Source organism: Serratia sp. YWN4 (assembly GCF_055790845.1).
The window spans coordinates 36,630-52,560 of the sequence record NZ_CM147696.1; the positions used below are offsets into that span (position 1 = coordinate 36,630).

The window sequence follows — 15,931 nt, forward strand, 5'->3', positions numbered from 1 at the left end:
ACAGCCGCATCTCAGCGGCTGTTATTTTAACTGAAGAAATTGATCAGTGCGGCGCACAGTACCGCAGCAAAGGCTGCCTGCGGCGTGTGGCTGACGGCAGAACTGATGTCTGCGCCATGGGTAATAAAGACGATAAGAGAATCCAACATCCTGAGCCTCCGGGGTTTGCGCCATAATCATACTGCTGCGGCGTACCCTGTAAAGCCGTAATTAGCGGGTTTTTTGTGCGCTTGATTATGTTTTTACTATTCAGCGCACTGATTACTCCATCCCCAATTCTTTCAGTTTCCGCGTTAACGTATTCCTGCCCCATCCCAGCAGGCGAGCGGCTTCCTGTTTATGCCCTTGCGTATGGCGCAATGCGGTGGTGAGCAAGGTTCTTTCCATCTCGGGCTGGGCTTCTGACAACAGATTTTGATGCCCGGAACGCAGAGCGCGATCGGCCCACTGTGCCAGCAGAGTCGCCCAACTGTCCGGCAGGCTGTGGCCAGCAGATTCTGGCGCTGCGGTTTCAAACAGCTCACTGGGCAGATCCTGAATCAGCACTTCTTGCCCAGCGGCCATTACCGTTAACCAGCGGCAGGTATTCTCCAACTGGCGCACGTTGCCCGGCCATGGCAGGCGTGTGAGGGCGGTTTCGGTTTCTGAGTGCAGATTTTTCGCTTCTACCCCCAGTTCTTTCGCCGCAACCTGCAGGAAATGGCGTGCCAGGCGCGGGATATCTTCGCGGCGTTCGCGCAGTGGCGGTAAATGCACCCGGATCACGTTCAGGCGGTGAAACAGGTCATCACGGAACTTACCTTCTTGCACCCGTAATTCCAGGTTCTGGTGGGTGGCGGCAATGATGCGCACATCCACTTTTACCGGCGCGTAGCCCCCAACGCGATAGAATTGGCCGTCTGCCAACACCCTCAGCAAACGGGTTTGCACATCCAGCGGCATATCACCGATTTCATCCAGGAACAGCGTGCCGCCGTCGGCCTGTTCAAAGCGCCCTTGGCGGATCTGATTAGCACCGGTAAACGCACCTTTCTCGTGGCCGAACAGTTCGGATTCGATCAGGTCTTTAGGGATCGCCGCCATATTCAGGGCGATAAACGGGGATTTAGCGCGCGGGCTGTGGCGGTGCAGCGCGTGGGCGACCAGCTCTTTACCGGTTCCCGATTCTCCGTTGATCAGCACGCTGATGGACGAACGTGACAGGCGGCCGATAATGCGGAACACGTCCTGCATCGCGGGCGCTTCACCGATGATATCGGCTGCCGGATCGCTAACCGGCTGGCTACGCGCCGGTTGCTGCTGTTCCTGATAATGGCTGATGGCGCGCTCTACCAGCGCGACGGCTTCGTCAATATCAAAGGGTTTCGGCAGGTAGTCAAATGCCCCTTGCTGATAGGCGCTGACGGCGGCCTCCAGATCTGAATGCGCGGTCATTATGATGACCGGAAGCATCGGATGGCGCTGTTTTATCTGCTTAAGCAGCGCCAAACCGTCCATACCCGGCATGCGAATGTCGGACAGCAACACATCGGGAGTTTGTGTGGCAAGTTGCTCCAGCACTTCATGGCCACTCTCAAAGGTGACGCAGCTTACACCAGCTCCAGTGAGCGCACGTTCAAGCACCCAGCGGATGGAGCTATCGTCATCGACGATCCAGACTATCCCTCGTTGCATAGCGACCTCTACTTACGAATGGGCAGGTAAACCGAGAATTCGGTATGCCCTGGCCAACTGTTAAATTCAATTTTTCCGCAATGCTGATCGATAAGATTACGGGCGATAGATAATCCCAGGCCGGTCCCCCCCTCGCGGCCGCTGACCATCGGATAGAACAGGGTGTCTTGCAGCAGCGCCGGTACGCCAGGGCCGTCATCTTCGATATCAATGCGCGCTGCCAGCCGGTAGCGCGTGCCGTGCAGGGTGATCTGAAACGCGGTACGCGTGCGCAACGTGATGGTGCCACCGGCGCGGCCCAGCGCCTGCAGGGCGTTGCGGGTAATGTTGAGCAAGATCTGTTCTATCTGGTCTGGATCGTGTGCCAGTTCTGGCAGGCTGGGATCGTAATCACGCACCAACGTGACGTTATCCGGTTTTTCCAACGACACCAATTGGCAAACACGCTCTGCAACCTGATGAATGCTCTGGGTAATATGCTGGCCTGGCCGCTGTGGCCCCAACAAGCGATCCACCAGGTTACGCAGCCGATCGGCCTGCTCGATGATCACCTTGGTGTATTCGGTCAGCGCCGGATCGGGCAGCGCCTTGGCCAGCAGTTGGGCTGCGCCACGCAAGCCACCGAGCGGATTTTTGATTTCATGCGCCAATCCGCGCACCAGATCGCGCGCTGCCACCTGTTGAGCGTGCTGCAACTGTTCCTGGCTCAATCGGCGCTGGTTATCCATTGGTGCCAACTCGATCAGGATAAAGCCTTCAGGCAGCGCTTGGGCGGTCAGGGAGAGGATGTGCGCACGGCTGTCGACCACCAGGGTCACTTCATTGTCGGTAAAGCCTTGGCCTGCATTGAGGCTCTCGCGCATCAGATCGATGTTCAGCGAAAAATAGCCCAGTAATTCAGGCAGTGGCGTACCGAAGAGTTTACGGGAGCTTTGTGCCAGCAGTTGTTGCGCCGCCGGGTTGGCGTAATGAACAGCAAGCCGGTCATCCAACAGCAGGATGCTATTGATCAGAGAATTGAGGATCTGCCCAGCATCGGGTAGCTTGCCAGTTGCCATACATGCCCTTCATCTTTCAAGGCACAGCGTTGTTGGCCGCCCTTGCTTGCTCCAGTCACTTGGCCGACCAAGCTCTTGGGGATGCGCTCGGTTGCCGCCTAGCTATACCATAAAATCTATTGGGCACAGCAGACGTCTGCACCTTTTTAGTGCATCCATCCTACTCCATCCAGCACTATCGCGGTATGAAATAATACGGTGGAGAAAAAAGCCCATCAGAGATGGGCTAAAAAGTTTCCACGGCAACAAAAAAACGGCAACTGAAACCGGTGCGCCATCCGCGGACGGCGCAAGGTATTACTTAAACGCTGTAGTACAGTTCAAACTCTACTGGGTGTGGCGTCATGCGAACGCGGTCCATCTCTTCTTTACGCAGTTCGATGTAAGCATCGATCGCGTCGTCAGTGAACACGCCACCACGGGTCAGGAACTCGCGGTCTTCGTTCAGTGCAGCCATCGCTTCGTCCAGTGAGCCAGCCACTTTTGGAATCTCAGCTTCTTCTTCCGGCGGCAGGTCATACAGGTTTTTGTCCATGGCATCGCCAGGATGGATCTTGTTGATCACGCCGTCCAGACCCGCCATCAGCAAGGCTGCGAAGCACAGGTATGGGTTAGCCGCTGGATCCGGGAAGCGCGCTTCGATACGGCGAGCTTTCGGGCTGGCAACCACTGGAATACGGATAGACGCTGAACGGTTACGGGCAGAATAAGCCAGCATCACCGGTGCTTCGTAACCTGGGACCAGACGTTTGTAAGAGTTGGTGGTCGGGTTAGCCAGAGCGTTGATCGCTTTAGCGTGCTTGATGATACCGCCGATGTAGAACAGCGCGATGTCAGACAGGCCGCCGTATTTGTCGCCAGCGAACAGGTTAACACCGTTCTTGGACAGCGACATGTGGCAGTGCATACCGGAACCGTTATCACCGAACATCGGTTTTGGCATAAAGGTTGCGGTTTTACCAAATGCGTGAGCCACGTTGTGCACCACGTATTTGTAGATTTGGATTTCGTCGGCTTTCTTGGTCATGGTGTTGAAGCGGGTTGCCACTTCGTTCTGACCTGCGGTGGCCACTTCGTGGTGGTGAGCTTCAACCACCAGACCCATTTCTTCCATGGTCAAGCACATGGTGGAACGGATGTCCTGTGAAGAGTCGACCGGTGGTACTGGGAAGTAACCGCCTTTAACCGGTGGACGGTGGCCTTTGTTACCGCCTTCGTATTTGGTGCTGGTGTTCCAGGCGCCTTCGATGTCATCGATGCTCACGTGGGAACCACGGATGCTGCTGCCGAAACGCACGTCGTCAAACAGGAAGAATTCTGGTTCTGGCCCGAACAGCACGGTATCTGCAATGCCGGAAGAGCGCAGGAAATCTTCTGCACGCTTGGAGATCGAACGCGGGTCACGGTCATAGCCCTGCATGGTGCCTGGCTCGAGGATGTCACAGCGAATGATCAGCGTGGTTTCTTCAAAGAACGGATCCAGCACCGCGGTGCTGGCGTCTGGCATCAGCACCATGTCAGATTCGTTGATGCCCTTCCAACCACCGATCGAGGAGCCGTCAAACATTTTACCTTCTTCGAAGAAGTCGGCATTTACCTGATGAGCAGGGATGGTGACGTGCTGTTCTTTACCCTTGGTGTCAGTGAAGCGCAGGTCTACAAATTTCACTTCATGCTCATTCAGCATCGTTAAAACGTGTTCAGCGGACATACTTAACTCTCCCGGATTTATCGTTGTCGTCGTCGTGGAACGAATCTGTGGAAACTGGCTTGATTTCGCCTTGTGTAGACTAAAGCGAAAACTGTGCCAACTTTTTAAAAGCGAAATAATCGCCTTTCTGCGCGGGTTTTACCCATCCCTAATATGCACCATGAGTGATGCAATGCACTGCTGTGGTGCAAATAATGCCTGTTGGGGCACTTAAATGGTGCAAAACGCTCTCGATCGCTGCTTTTTGCACCGTGAATGAGATCACAAACTGACCTGTACACAGTTGTTTATAAGAGAGTGTTGTGATCTTGTTTAGTCCCTCGCTTAATACGTGTACAATAGCGCGCTATTTCTAATGCCTGAGGCAAAGCTGTGATCGAAAATTTGCGTAACATCGCCATTATTGCCCACGTTGACCATGGTAAAACCACCCTGGTTGACAAGTTGCTGCAACAATCCGGTACTTTCGGAGAGCGTACAGAAGCAACAGAACGCGTAATGGACTCCAACGATTTGGAGAAAGAGCGTGGGATTACCATCCTCGCAAAAAACACCGCCATTAATTGGAAAGACTACCGCATCAACATCGTGGATACCCCAGGACACGCCGACTTCGGCGGTGAGGTAGAGCGAGTGATGTCAATGGTCGACTCGGTGCTGCTGGTCGTGGATGCGATGGATGGCCCAATGCCGCAAACCCGTTTCGTGACCAAGAAAGCGTTCGCTAACGGTCTGAAACCGATCGTGGTCATCAACAAGGTTGACCGCCCTGGCGCGCGTCCTGACTGGGTGGTTGATCAGGTCTTCGATCTGTTCGTTAACCTGGACGCCACCGACGAACAGCTCGACTTCCCAATTATCTATGCCTCTGCACTGCTGGGTATCGCAGGTCTCGACCATAACGAGATGGCCGAAGACATGACCCCGCTGTATCAGGCGATCGTTGACCACGTATCTGCGCCGCAGGTTGAGATGGATGCTCCATTCCAGATGCAAATCTCTCAGCTGGACTACAACAACTACGTTGGCGTGATCGGCATCGGCCGCATCAAGCGCGGCAAAGTGAAGCCTAACCAGCAGATCACTGTGATCGACAGCGAAGGCAAAACCCGTAACGGTAAAATCGGTAAAGTGCTGACCCACATGGGCCTGGAGCGTATCGAAGCCACCGTTGCTGAAGCGGGCGACATCATCGCTATCACCGGTCTGGGTGAACTGAACATCTCCGATACCATCTGTGATGTGAACGCGGTAGAAGCACTGCCTGCGCTGTCGGTTGATGAACCGACCGTAAGCATGTTCTTTAACGTCAACACCTCACCGTTCTGCGGTAAAGAAGGCAAGTATGTGACTTCACGTCAGATCCTTGAGCGCCTGAACAAAGAGCTGGTACACAACGTGGCATTGCGCGTTGAAGAAACGGCAGATGCTGATGCATTCCGCGTTTCAGGCCGTGGTGAACTTCACCTGTCGGTACTGATCGAGAACATGCGTCGTGAAGGTTTCGAACTGGCGGTTTCCCGTCCGAAAGTTATCTTCCGCGAAATCGATGGCCGCAAGCAGGAGCCATTCGAAAACGTGACCCTGGACATCGAAGAGCAGCATCAGGGTTCTGTGATGCAGGCGATGGGCGAGCGTAAAGCTGACCTGAAAAACATGGATCCTGATGGTAAGGGCCGTGTGCGTCTGGACTATGTGATCCCAAGCCGTGGTTTGATCGGTTTCCGTAACGAATTCATGACCATGACTTCTGGTACCGGTCTGCTGTACTCCACCTTCAGCCATTACGATGATGTGCGCCAGGGTGAAGTGGGCCAGCGTCAGAACGGCGTGCTGATCTCCAACGGCCAGGGTAAAGCGGTAGCATTCGCCCTGTTCGGTCTGCAAGATCGCGGTAAGCTGTTCCTAGGCCACGGTGCAGAAGTGTATGAAGGCCAGATCATCGGTATTCACTCACGTTCTAACGACCTGACCGTGAACTGCCTGACCGGTAAGAAGCTGACCAACATGCGTGCTTCTGGTACTGACGAAGCGACGACCCTGGTTCCAGCCATCAAGATGTCTCTGGAGCAAGCTCTGGAATTTATCGATGATGACGAACTGGTAGAAGTGACGCCGACCTCGATCCGTATCCGTAAGCGTCACCTGACGGAAAACGATCGTAAGCGTGCGAACCGTGGTCCTAAAGAAGCTTAATCAGCCGATTTAATCCGCAATGCTTAGGGCGCGTTAAGGCGCCCTGAGTTTTTTCCTCTATCTTTCCCCTGTTTTGCGGCGTGCCGTGCGCTTTTCCTCCTTGTTCCCTGTTCAGCCTTAACTTTTCCCGTTACAGTAAAATCTCACTGGCCCATCAGGAGAGGACTATGCTGTATATCTTTGATTTAGGTAATGTGATCGTCGATATCGATTTCAAACGTGTGCTGGGTGTGTGGAGCAATCTGAGCGGTACACCGCTGGCGATATTGACCGATCGTTTCAGCATGGGCGAAGTCTTCCAGCAGCACGAACGCGGTGAAATCAGCGACGAAGATTTTGCCGCTAAACTGTGTGATGAGATGGGGATTGCGCTCAGTTTCGAACAGTTTGCTACCGGCTGGCAGGCGGTGTTTGTCGCCCTGCGCCCGGAAGTGATCGATATCATGCATCGCCTGCGTAATGAGGGGCACCGTGTGGTGGTGCTGTCGAATACCAACCGTCTGCACTGCAACTACTGGCCGCAGCATTACCCGCAGGTTGCCGAAGCGGCCGATCATATGTACCTGTCGCAAGACATCGGCATGCGTAAACCCGACGCCAATATTTATCAGCATGTGCTGGCTGCGGAAAATACTCCGGCGGATCAGGCGGTGTTTTTTGATGACGTCGCCGCCAACGTGGCAGCGGCGCAAGCGCTGGGGATCAAAGCGGTGCAGGTAACCGATCGGCAGGTTATTCCGGCGTATTTTGCTCAATGACTAGCGCGCGTTAAGCTTAAGGCGTAGAGGCCGATCTCAAGGAGTGGATATGTCGTTTTTCCGCCGAAAAAAGCTGCCCGCGTCGCTCAAACCCGGAGTTACCTTCGGGCGGTTACTGATGAAGCGTATCGATAGCGATGGCCTGACCATGCTGGCAGGCCATCTGGCCTATGTTTCCTTGCTCTCGCTGGTGCCGCTGATCACCGTGGTGTTTGCGTTATTTGCCGCCTTTCCGATGTTTTCGGACATCAGCGTTCAGTTGAAAAGCTTTATTTTCACTAACTTTATGCCCGCTGCTGGTAACGTGATTCAACAGTACCTCGAGCAGTTTGTCGCCAATTCCAGCCGGATGACGGCGGTAGGGGCCTGCGGTTTGATTATTACCGCGTTATTGTTGATCTCCTCGGTGGATTCGGTGCTGAACACCATTTGGCGCAGCAAAAATAAACGCCCGATCGTGTTTTCTTTTGCCGTTTACTGGATGGTGTTGACCTTGGGGCCGCTGTTGGTAGGGGCCAGCATGGCGATCAGCTCTTATCTGCTGTCGCTGAACTGGCTGGCACAAAGCGGCGTCAACGACCTGCTCGATGATGTGTTACGCATTTTTCCGCTGCTGCTGTCATGGATATCCTTCTGGTTGCTGTACAGCATCGTCCCCACCGTGCGGGTGCCGCCGAAGGATGCGCTGGTCGGCGCTCTGGTAGCCGGGGTGCTGTTCGAATTGGGCAAGAAGGCTTTTGCGTTTTACGTCACCATGTTCCCGTCTTATCAGTTGATTTATGGCGTGTTGGCGGTGATCCCCATTTTATTCCTGTGGGTGTATTGGAGCTGGTGTATCGTGTTACTCGGTGCTGAAATCACCGTTACGCTGGGTGAGTATCGTCTTTATCAGCAACAGCAACAACGGCAGCAGGAAGAGCATTTATGATTGCGTTAATTCAGCGGGTGTTAAACGCCAGCGTGGTGGTTGAAGGTGAAACGGTAGGCAAAATTGGCCCTGGTTTGTTAGTGTTATTGGGCGTTGAGGCGGATGATAACGAACAAAAAGCTGAACGCCTGTGCGAGCGGGTGCTGGGGTACCGCATCTTTGGCGATGAGAACGACAAGATGAATCTCAACGTACAGCAGGCCGGTGGCAGCGTGCTGGTGGTGTCGCAGTTTACGCTGGTGGCTGACACTGAGAGAGGCATGCGCCCGAGCTTCTCGCGCGGCGCGGCGCCGATCGATGCCGATCGTTTGTATCAATATTTTGTTGGCCAGTGCCGCGAGCGCGGTGTGGAAACCCAGACCGGTGAGTTTGCCGCCGACATGAAAGTGGCGCTGGTGAACGATGGGCCGGTGACGTTCTGGCTGCAAGTGTAAGCATGATAAGAGAGAAGGCGTCTATGTATCACCTACGAGTCCCTGTAACAGAACAAGAACTGAAAGCGTATTACCAGTTTCGCTGGGAGATGCTGCGCAAGCCGTTGCATCAGCCAGTGGGTTCGGAAAAGGATGCCTACGACGCCATGGCACACCACCAGATGGTGGTGGATGAGAATAGTAAGATTGTGGCGATTGGGCGGTTGTATATCAATGCCGACAATGAAGCCGCTATCCGCTTCCTGGCGGTTGATCCTACGGTACAAGACAAAGGCCTGGGTACGCTGGTGGCGATGACCCTGGAGTCGGTCGCGCGTCAGGAAGGGGTAAAGCGGGTGGTGTGTAGCGCGCGTGAAGATGCCGTCGATTTCTTTGCCAAACTTGGGTTTATCAATCAGGGTGAGATCACTGCCCCGCAAACCACGCCAATCCGTCACTACCTGATGATTAAACCGGTAGCCACGCTGGACGATATCCTGCATCGCCCTGACTGGTGCGGGCAACTGCAACAGGCTTGGTACGAGCATATTCCGCTGAGCGAAAAGATGGGCGTGCGCATCAGCCAATATACCGGGCAGCGTTTTGTCACCACTATGCCGGAAGTGGGTAATCAGAATCCGCACCATACGCTGTTTGCTGGCAGCCTGTTTTCGCTGGCAACGCTGACCGCCTGGGGGTTGATCTGGCTGCTGCTGCGCGAGCGCCATCTCGGCGGCACCATTATTCTGGCGGACGCCCACATCCGTTACAGTAAACCGATCACCGGTCGCCCGCGGGCGGTGGCGGATCTCAGCTCACTCAGTGGAGATCTGGCCCGTTTGGCCCGTGGCCGCCGGGCGCGCGTGCAGGCGGAAGTCCATTTGTTTGGTGATGAGGATAAAGGGGCAATCTTTGAGGGCACCTATATGGTGCTGCCTGCCGAACCGGATGAACCCTTGGATAAAGGGGGGTCAGTAGCGATAGCCAGTTAAAGATCAAAAGGGCCCGGCAAACGCGCAATGCCGATCAGTTAAGGCTAACCAGTTCCCTTGTATGTTTAAAGGCACTTAAGTTAGTTAGCCGCCCAAAGGCGGATAGACTTTAACCGAGTTGTACCTGACGCTACAGCCCGATTTCCCTCTGGGACAACAAGCCCGTGGGAGAGCTTATGGCGTGGCGTCAGTTTTCCTGTTAACCCGAACAGCTGCCAGGGCGGCATCAGCCAGCCCGTATCTTACAAGGCCGGGAGACTTGAAATGACTGAACATGCAACCGTTGGTATCGACATTGCCAAAGACACTTTTGACGTATACATCGACCCAACTCGTCAGCTTCTGCATCTGGATAACACACCGGAAGGCCATCAACAGCTGCTGAGTTCGCTCTCTGCCATCACCGTCAAGCTTGTCGTGATGGAGGCGACAGGCAGATATCACTCATTACTGGCCGCCACGCTTGAGTTGGCTGGGTTACTTGTGGCCGTGGTCAATCCACGCCAGGTGAAGAACTTCGCTCGTGCGCTAGGGACCCTGTACAAAACCGACCCGAATGATGCGCGTATCATCTGCGAGTTTGGCCGGAGAATGGAGCCCGAAGCCCGCGCCACACCGGACGAACAGACGCAGCGTCTGGCCGGGATGGTGACCCGCCGTCGCCAACTGGTCGATAACCGGACCATGGAGATAAACCGCTATAAAAGCTGCGATGACGTGGTGGTCTCAGCGGGCATCAAACGGCATATCGACTGGCTGACCGCTGAAATCCGGGATGCCGATGACGACATCGACAGGCAAATAAAAGTAATGCCTCTGTGGCAGGAAAAGGCGACGTTGTTGGAGGAAGTCAAAGGTATCGGGCCGACAACGATGGCGGTGCTTCTTGCGATGTTGCCGGAGCTGGGGAAGCTGAATCGGCACAAGATAAGCGCGTTGGTTGGCGTGTGTCCCTATGCCCATGACAGTGGAAAAATGAAAGGGAAGCGAAGTATCTGGGGAGGGCGAAGCGCGGTGCGTTCAGCGCTATACATGGCGACCTTGTCAGCGGTACGGTACAACCCGACAATCCGGGAGTTCTACGAGCGCCTGACAGGGCGTGGCAAACCGTTCAAGGTGGCGGTGACCGCCTGCGTGAGAAAGCTGCTAACCATCCTGAATGCGATGTTGCGGGATAATAAAAAATGGGTGACAAATTAATCATCACCCGTTGACTTTAAACACAGCTGCTCTCCCACAGGGCTGTCTCTTGATCAGATCTCCTGATCAAGAGACTTCGCGAGATTATACCCTTCAACGATATCCTGAAGCTTGAACCAGCCTTCCCACATCACTACCCAGCCCGCACGGCCCGTTCGTTTGCTGTCATACCAGTGCCCCAGTTTTGCCAGATTCAGATACGCCCATTTCAGCGTCGGCGCTTGCTTCGGTAACGCTTTTCCTTCCTGTTTTACCCACAGCAGTTTCCATTCTATTGGGCTTAAGACGCGTTCACAGGACGCATTCAACGTCTCTTCGCTCAGCCCGCCCTGACGCAACGCCAACACCCGAACCGCAATAAAGGCAAGAATGACCACCATACGTTCCAGATTGGCCCGGCTTTGCATGCGAGACGCCTCAACCTGCGTCCCACCACTTTTCCACGCTTTGTGATATTCCTCTATTAACCAGCGACGTTCGTAGTAGCTGATGATGACGCGCGCTTCTGCTGCCGAGCCCACTTTTTCTGAGGTTAACAGATGCCAGCAGGCCCCTTCCGGCTCTTCTTCACGGCAGCAGATATACGTCAACGGTACGGAGGCTCCGGGCTGGTTTGGATGTTTTATTTCAACAGGACAGTAACTGACGAACATCTGTGCCTGACGGGCTGCGCGCCCTCCTTTTTGAACGACATTCAGCCAATGGCTGCCTGTTTGTGTGAGTGTGGCAGGCAACTCGAAGAGTTTATCACTGCTGTCTTCAAGCCGGCGATTTTGTGCCGCCCGGACGACGAAGCGCTGGCCCTGGCTGATTTTATAGTCGAGGTAATGCCAGATATCGGCTTCCCGGTCACAGACCGAGATAACTTGCTGTTGCGTATCGCCGAGCCGCTGCGCCATGAGTTCAGACGCCTGCTGCCATTTGTAACTTTCTTTTTCTTCGTAAGCGTGTTGTTTTCGCTGGTGTTTCTTACCGTATTCAGCGATGTCACGACTCCAGCGCTGCTGGTCGATAAGGCCCACCACTTGTGCCGTTTTGGGTGAGTAAAGCAAGACAGAATGCGCCAGTAGCCCCCGTATTTTAGGGCTGGTCGTTGTATTGCCGAGTTCGTCAAAAGCCGTGGGATGACTGAAGTTGATGGAAGTCGTGTCCTCTAATGCAAGGAGAAGTGGGTGCTCTTTGGCGGCGCTTGCCGTTGCGATGAAACCCGCATCAGCGACGGCTTCCGGCGAGACATTGGGGTTACGCATGAGGCGGTATGCGCCTTCGACTTCGGCAGGGGAATGTGATGATTTCACAATAGAAAGTCCTGTGTGTTGAGCCAGTGAAGCAGTGAGTTTCACCAGGCGATGAGTCCTGCGTTTGTCGCCGAGTTGAGCAAGACCGAAAGTGTCTTGAGCCCATGAATCACAATCAGAAAGCACCATACTAAAAACCGAAGGAAGGGAGAATATCAAGACAGATCAACAGATAGGAAAAAAGTTCAAAAACCCCCGACGAGTATGTCGGGGAGTTGTGTATAAGAGACAGCCCACAGGGAGAGGGAGGCCACACCTTCAGCACCTGCTGCATAATTATGCCGTTTTGCGCTTAAGTGAACGGCATTGCGGCAAACGCGGGCCCTTATTCGTTATGGCAGTTGCTGTTCCAGCGTTTGCCCTTCTTTGCTGGTCGCCTGTAAGTGGCCCTGCAATGAGGATTTAAACGGTTCATCTCCGTTCAGCACCCCTTTCAACTGCAATTGCAGGTTACCATCGCCTTCCAACGGCATTTGCTGCCATCCCCATTGCTGTAAGGTATTTAATGGCACCGAGCGCCCATCAAGAGACAGCGTGAACGGCTTGCCGGGTAACTGGCTGACGTTGGCCTTGGCGTCCAACAGGCCATCAGGCATAAAGGCGCTCAGCTCGGTAACGTTAATCTGCTGCGTATCGGCATCCAGCGCCAGAGAAGGGCGGCGCACGTCAACTTTGTTGAAGGTGGCATCGCTGCCGTTGAGCTTCAACGAACCGGACCAGATGCCCCACTGATGATCGTTTGCCAGCAGCAGATTGCTGCCGTAACCATCCAGCGCGGTGATCTGGAAAGGGAAATCCGGATTGATGTCGATAATCAGATTACGATTGGTCGTCAGCTTGCCGATATACACCTGCGCCAGCCAGCTTGGCAGCGGTTGCAGCCAGAGCGCCCGCCAATTGATGGGCAACGTATACTCCAGCGCAGCCATGGCCACTTCATCGAGTTGCAACCGTTTGTCAGCGCGCAGCCAATTACCGGAGGTGCGTAACAGCCCACCTTCCCAACGGGTGGTGAACTGTTGAATGGTGATACCGGCCGGAGAAAGCTGCATATTGATGATCGGATCGACCAGGTGGAAACTGCCATGGATGAGATCGCCCGCGTTAAAACTGAGCGTTCCATCCTGGCTGCTCCAGTCACCTTGTTGGAAGGTGACGTTTTGCAGTGATAAATCGAGATCGTTAATTGCCCACTCTTTCCCTTCCAAGCGTGCATCGATCAAATCAAAGCGCTTCACCGTAATCGGCGGCAGCGCGGTGACGTGCTCCCAAAGCTGTTCCCACGTCAGCGGGGTTTGCAGGCGCACATTACTCAGGCGCAGGCGCTCTACTAGCCAACTGCCGTCTGCGGCCCGGCTGGCCACCCCGGTCAGATCGCCTTGGGCCAGATCCGCCCCAAAATCGCTCAAGATCAGTTGGTCTTGCTTGATTTCACCCTGCACCAGCACCTGTGAGGCAGGAACACCGTTCAAGACCATCAAACCGGCACTGAACTGGAACTGGTTATTTTCACCCAGTACATGGGCCGTTGTCGGCTGCCAAGGGGTGACACCGGCATTCACCTTTTGCGCATTCAACCGCCAGTTTGCCTCGTTGGACTGCAACGCCATATTGCTCAGTTGCAGCGTATCAGCCTGGATCGGCAAGGAGATGCCCTGCTGTGATTGTACATTGAGCGTCCCGTCGCGCAGCGTCACGCTGCCGAAGTAACGTGGCTCAGTGATCTGCCGTAGGCTGAAGGCAAAATCCACCTGCTTGGCAGCCAGCACCTGTGGCTGGTTAGCCTGAGCAAAAGTGACCTCTTCCAGCGTGATTTGCCCTGGCTTACTCCATGAATGGGTGATTTTTTCCACCGATAGGCGGTATTCACTGTTGTTACTGATCCAGCGGCTCATCCAGCCCGCAGCCCAGCGTGTTTGCCCCAAGACGTATAGCAGCACCACGGCGAGCACCGCCAGCAGTAACAACGTCAGCAACAGTTTTCCGATAAATTTCATCGTCCAAATCCGTAGCGGTCAGAAAAGATACCCTGTTTATGCCGTAATTATCCTGCCAGCTCAAGTGCAATAGCCTGAAAGACAATAAAAAAACGGCCAATAGCGCTTTGCTACCGGCCGTTTTACCACTTAGGGTCGGATTGGTTATTTTTCCTGCGGGAACAGCAGGTTCAACACAATGGCGGTGATCCCCCCGGCGGCGATGCCGGAAGAGAACAGGGTTTTCAACCAATCCGGTGCAAATTGCAGGATCAGCGGCTGCTGGGAAACGCCCATGCCAACGGCCAGCGACAGCGCCATAATCATGATCGCACGGCGGTTCAGGGTCTCGCGGGAAACGATACGCACACCCGAGGCGGCGATAGTGCCGAACATCACAATAGTCGCGCCACCCAGCACCGGTTCTGGAATATGCAGCACAATACCGGCGACCGCTGGGAACAGCCCCAGCACGATCAGCATCAAGGCAACCACGAAACCGACGTAGCGGCTAGCCACGCCCGTTAATTGGATCACCCCGTTGTTCTGGCCAAAGCAGGAGTTCGGGAAAGTATTGAATACGGCCGACAGCATCGAGTTCAGGCCGTTGGCCAGCACGCCACCTTTGAGGCGTTTCATATACAGCGGGCCGCTGACCGGTTGTTCGGAAACGTCGGAAGTTGCCGTAATGTCACCAATGGTCTCCAACGAGGTCACCATAAAGATCAGCATCAGTGGCAGCAGCAGGTTCCAGTCAAAGCCTAGACCGTAATACAGCGGCGTTGGAATATTAATCGTGGCCGTATTGGTGGCCGGTTGGGTTTCTGGCAGCATGTCCATCGCCCAGGCCAACAGATAACCCACAGCCATGGCGATCACCAGCGAAGCCACGCGCAGGTAAGGATTGCGCTGGCGGTTAAGCAGAATGATCACCACCAGCACTGCGCCAGCCAGCAACAGGTTTTTCGGTGCGCCAAAAGTATGGTCGTTCATGGCCGCGTAGCCACCGCCGATGGAGGTCAGACCCACCTGAATCAGCGACAGGCCGATGATCATCACCACAATACCGGATACCAGCGGGGTAATAATGCGGCGTGCCAGATGCAACACCCTTGAGAGCAGGATTTCAGTACAGGAAGCCACCATCAGTGTGCCGAACAGCGCAGCCATCATGGTTGGCACGTCGGCACCGCCGTTTTTCAACGCCAGCCCACCCATAATCAGCGGCGAGACAAAGTTAAAGCTGGTGCCCTGAATGGATAGCAAGCCAGAACCCACCGGGCCCCAGGTTTTGATTTGCAGAATCGAGGCCAAACCAGAAGCAAACAGCGACATACTGATAATGTGCTGTGTATCCTGCGCGGGCAGGCCAAGTGCCTGGCAGATCAACAGGGCCGGGGTGATCACGGCAACAAACATCGCCAGCAGATGCTGACCGGCGGCAAACAGGGTTTGCGGCAACGGCGGGCGATCTTCCAGGCGATAAATCAGTTCACTGGTGCGTGGAGCGGTTGCTGATGCCTGTTGCGCGGTATCAAGCTCAGCGGATTGGATGGACATGGTGTGGCGTTCCCTGAAGCGGCAAAGAAAGCATTTTAATGATCCGCCTCACAAAAGCAAACGGTTGCGCATTAATATTTTTACCAAATGCCGCCTTGTGAATGTCACATTTTCGTTCGCTTTTTCTTTTATTATTAGTCTTTTCCACTAATAATCCATTGCTCATC

At 54.6% G+C, this 15,931-nt stretch carries 14 protein-coding genes; 6 read left to right on the plus strand and 8 right to left on the minus strand.

What is annotated here, in order from left to right; translation table 11 throughout:
* Positions 1 to 26: 26 nt before the first annotated feature.
* The 4 genes from ACX9GT_RS00165 to glnA form a co-directional block, all read right to left on the minus strand.
* On the minus strand, positions 27 to 149 hold the full coding sequence (locus ACX9GT_RS00165) for a YshB family small membrane protein (RefSeq protein ID WP_473189290.1): 123 nt from the start codon (positions 147 to 149) through the stop codon (positions 27 to 29).
* Between the two features lie 112 nt (positions 150 to 261).
* Positions 262 to 1,674, minus strand: coding sequence for a nitrogen regulation protein NR(I) (gene glnG, locus ACX9GT_RS00170; RefSeq protein WP_473189291.1), 1,413 nt, complete (start codon positions 1,672 to 1,674; stop codon positions 262 to 264).
* 8 nt (positions 1,675 to 1,682) lie between these two features.
* On the minus strand, positions 1,683 to 2,732 hold the full coding sequence (glnL, locus tag ACX9GT_RS00175) for a nitrogen regulation protein NR(II) (RefSeq protein WP_473189292.1): 1,050 nt from the start codon (positions 2,730 to 2,732) through the stop codon (positions 1,683 to 1,685).
* A gap of 301 nt (positions 2,733 to 3,033) precedes the next feature.
* Positions 3,034 to 4,443 carry a glutamate--ammonia ligase gene (gene glnA / locus ACX9GT_RS00180; RefSeq protein ID WP_473189293.1) on the minus strand — a complete coding sequence of 470 codons (1,410 nt, stop codon included), beginning with the start codon at positions 4,441 to 4,443 and terminating at the stop codon, positions 3,034 to 3,036.
* Between the two features lie 372 nt (positions 4,444 to 4,815).
* Here glnA and typA point away from each other — a divergent pair, with 372 nt between their 5' ends.
* The 6 genes from typA (at position 4,816) to ACX9GT_RS00210 (ending at position 10,930) form a co-directional block, all read left to right on the plus strand.
* Complete coding sequence (gene typA, locus ACX9GT_RS00185) at positions 4,816 to 6,639, plus strand: ribosome-dependent GTPase TypA (protein ID WP_473189294.1); 1,824 nt, start codon at positions 4,816 to 4,818, stop codon at positions 6,637 to 6,639.
* 167 nt (positions 6,640 to 6,806) lie between these two features.
* Positions 6,807 to 7,397 carry a glucose-1-phosphatase gene (yihX, locus tag ACX9GT_RS00190; RefSeq protein ID WP_473189295.1) on the plus strand — a complete coding sequence of 197 codons (591 nt, stop codon included), beginning with the start codon at positions 6,807 to 6,809 and terminating at the stop codon, positions 7,395 to 7,397.
* A 49-nt stretch (positions 7,398 to 7,446) separates the two neighbouring features.
* Complete coding sequence (locus ACX9GT_RS00195) at positions 7,447 to 8,325, plus strand: virulence factor BrkB family protein (protein WP_473189296.1); 879 nt, start codon at positions 7,447 to 7,449, stop codon at positions 8,323 to 8,325.
* Positions 8,322 to 8,759, plus strand: coding sequence for a D-aminoacyl-tRNA deacylase (gene dtd / locus ACX9GT_RS00200; protein WP_473189297.1), 438 nt, complete (start codon positions 8,322 to 8,324; stop codon positions 8,757 to 8,759). Before ACX9GT_RS00195 ends, dtd begins: the two co-directional genes overlap by 4 nt.
* 23 nt (positions 8,760 to 8,782) lie before the next feature.
* A complete protein-coding gene (gene fabY, locus ACX9GT_RS00205) occupies positions 8,783 to 9,730 on the plus strand; it encodes a fatty acid biosynthesis protein FabY (protein ID WP_473189298.1) in 948 nt (315 codons plus the stop codon).
* 264 nt (positions 9,731 to 9,994) lie between these two features.
* The gene (locus tag ACX9GT_RS00210) at positions 9,995 to 10,930 is read left to right on the plus strand and encodes an IS110 family RNA-guided transposase (protein ID WP_473189299.1); all 936 of its coding nucleotides are present in this window, start codon (positions 9,995 to 9,997) and stop codon (positions 10,928 to 10,930) included.
* A 53-nt stretch (positions 10,931 to 10,983) separates the two neighbouring features.
* On the opposite strand, the gene ACX9GT_RS00215 is transcribed toward ACX9GT_RS00210, so the two are convergent.
* From ACX9GT_RS00215 to ACX9GT_RS00230, 4 genes are all read right to left on the minus strand, one after another.
* Positions 10,984 to 12,357 carry an IS4 family transposase gene (locus ACX9GT_RS00215; protein WP_473189182.1) on the minus strand — a complete coding sequence of 458 codons (1,374 nt, stop codon included), beginning with the start codon at positions 12,355 to 12,357 and terminating at the stop codon, positions 10,984 to 10,986.
* Positions 12,358 to 12,560: 203 nt separating this feature from the next.
* Positions 12,561 to 14,225, minus strand: coding sequence for an AsmA family protein (locus ACX9GT_RS00220; RefSeq protein ID WP_473189300.1), 1,665 nt, complete (start codon positions 14,223 to 14,225; stop codon positions 12,561 to 12,563).
* Between the two features lie 144 nt (positions 14,226 to 14,369).
* Positions 14,370 to 15,764: a nucleobase:cation symporter-2 family protein gene (locus tag ACX9GT_RS00225; RefSeq protein WP_473189301.1), complete on the minus strand. Its 1,395-nt coding sequence runs from the start codon at positions 15,762 to 15,764 to the stop codon at positions 14,370 to 14,372.
* Positions 15,745 to 15,930, minus strand: coding sequence for a hypothetical protein (locus tag ACX9GT_RS00230; protein WP_473189302.1), 186 nt, complete (start codon positions 15,928 to 15,930; stop codon positions 15,745 to 15,747). Before ACX9GT_RS00230 ends, ACX9GT_RS00225 begins: the two co-directional genes overlap by 20 nt.
* Position 15,931: the final 1 nt, after the last annotated feature.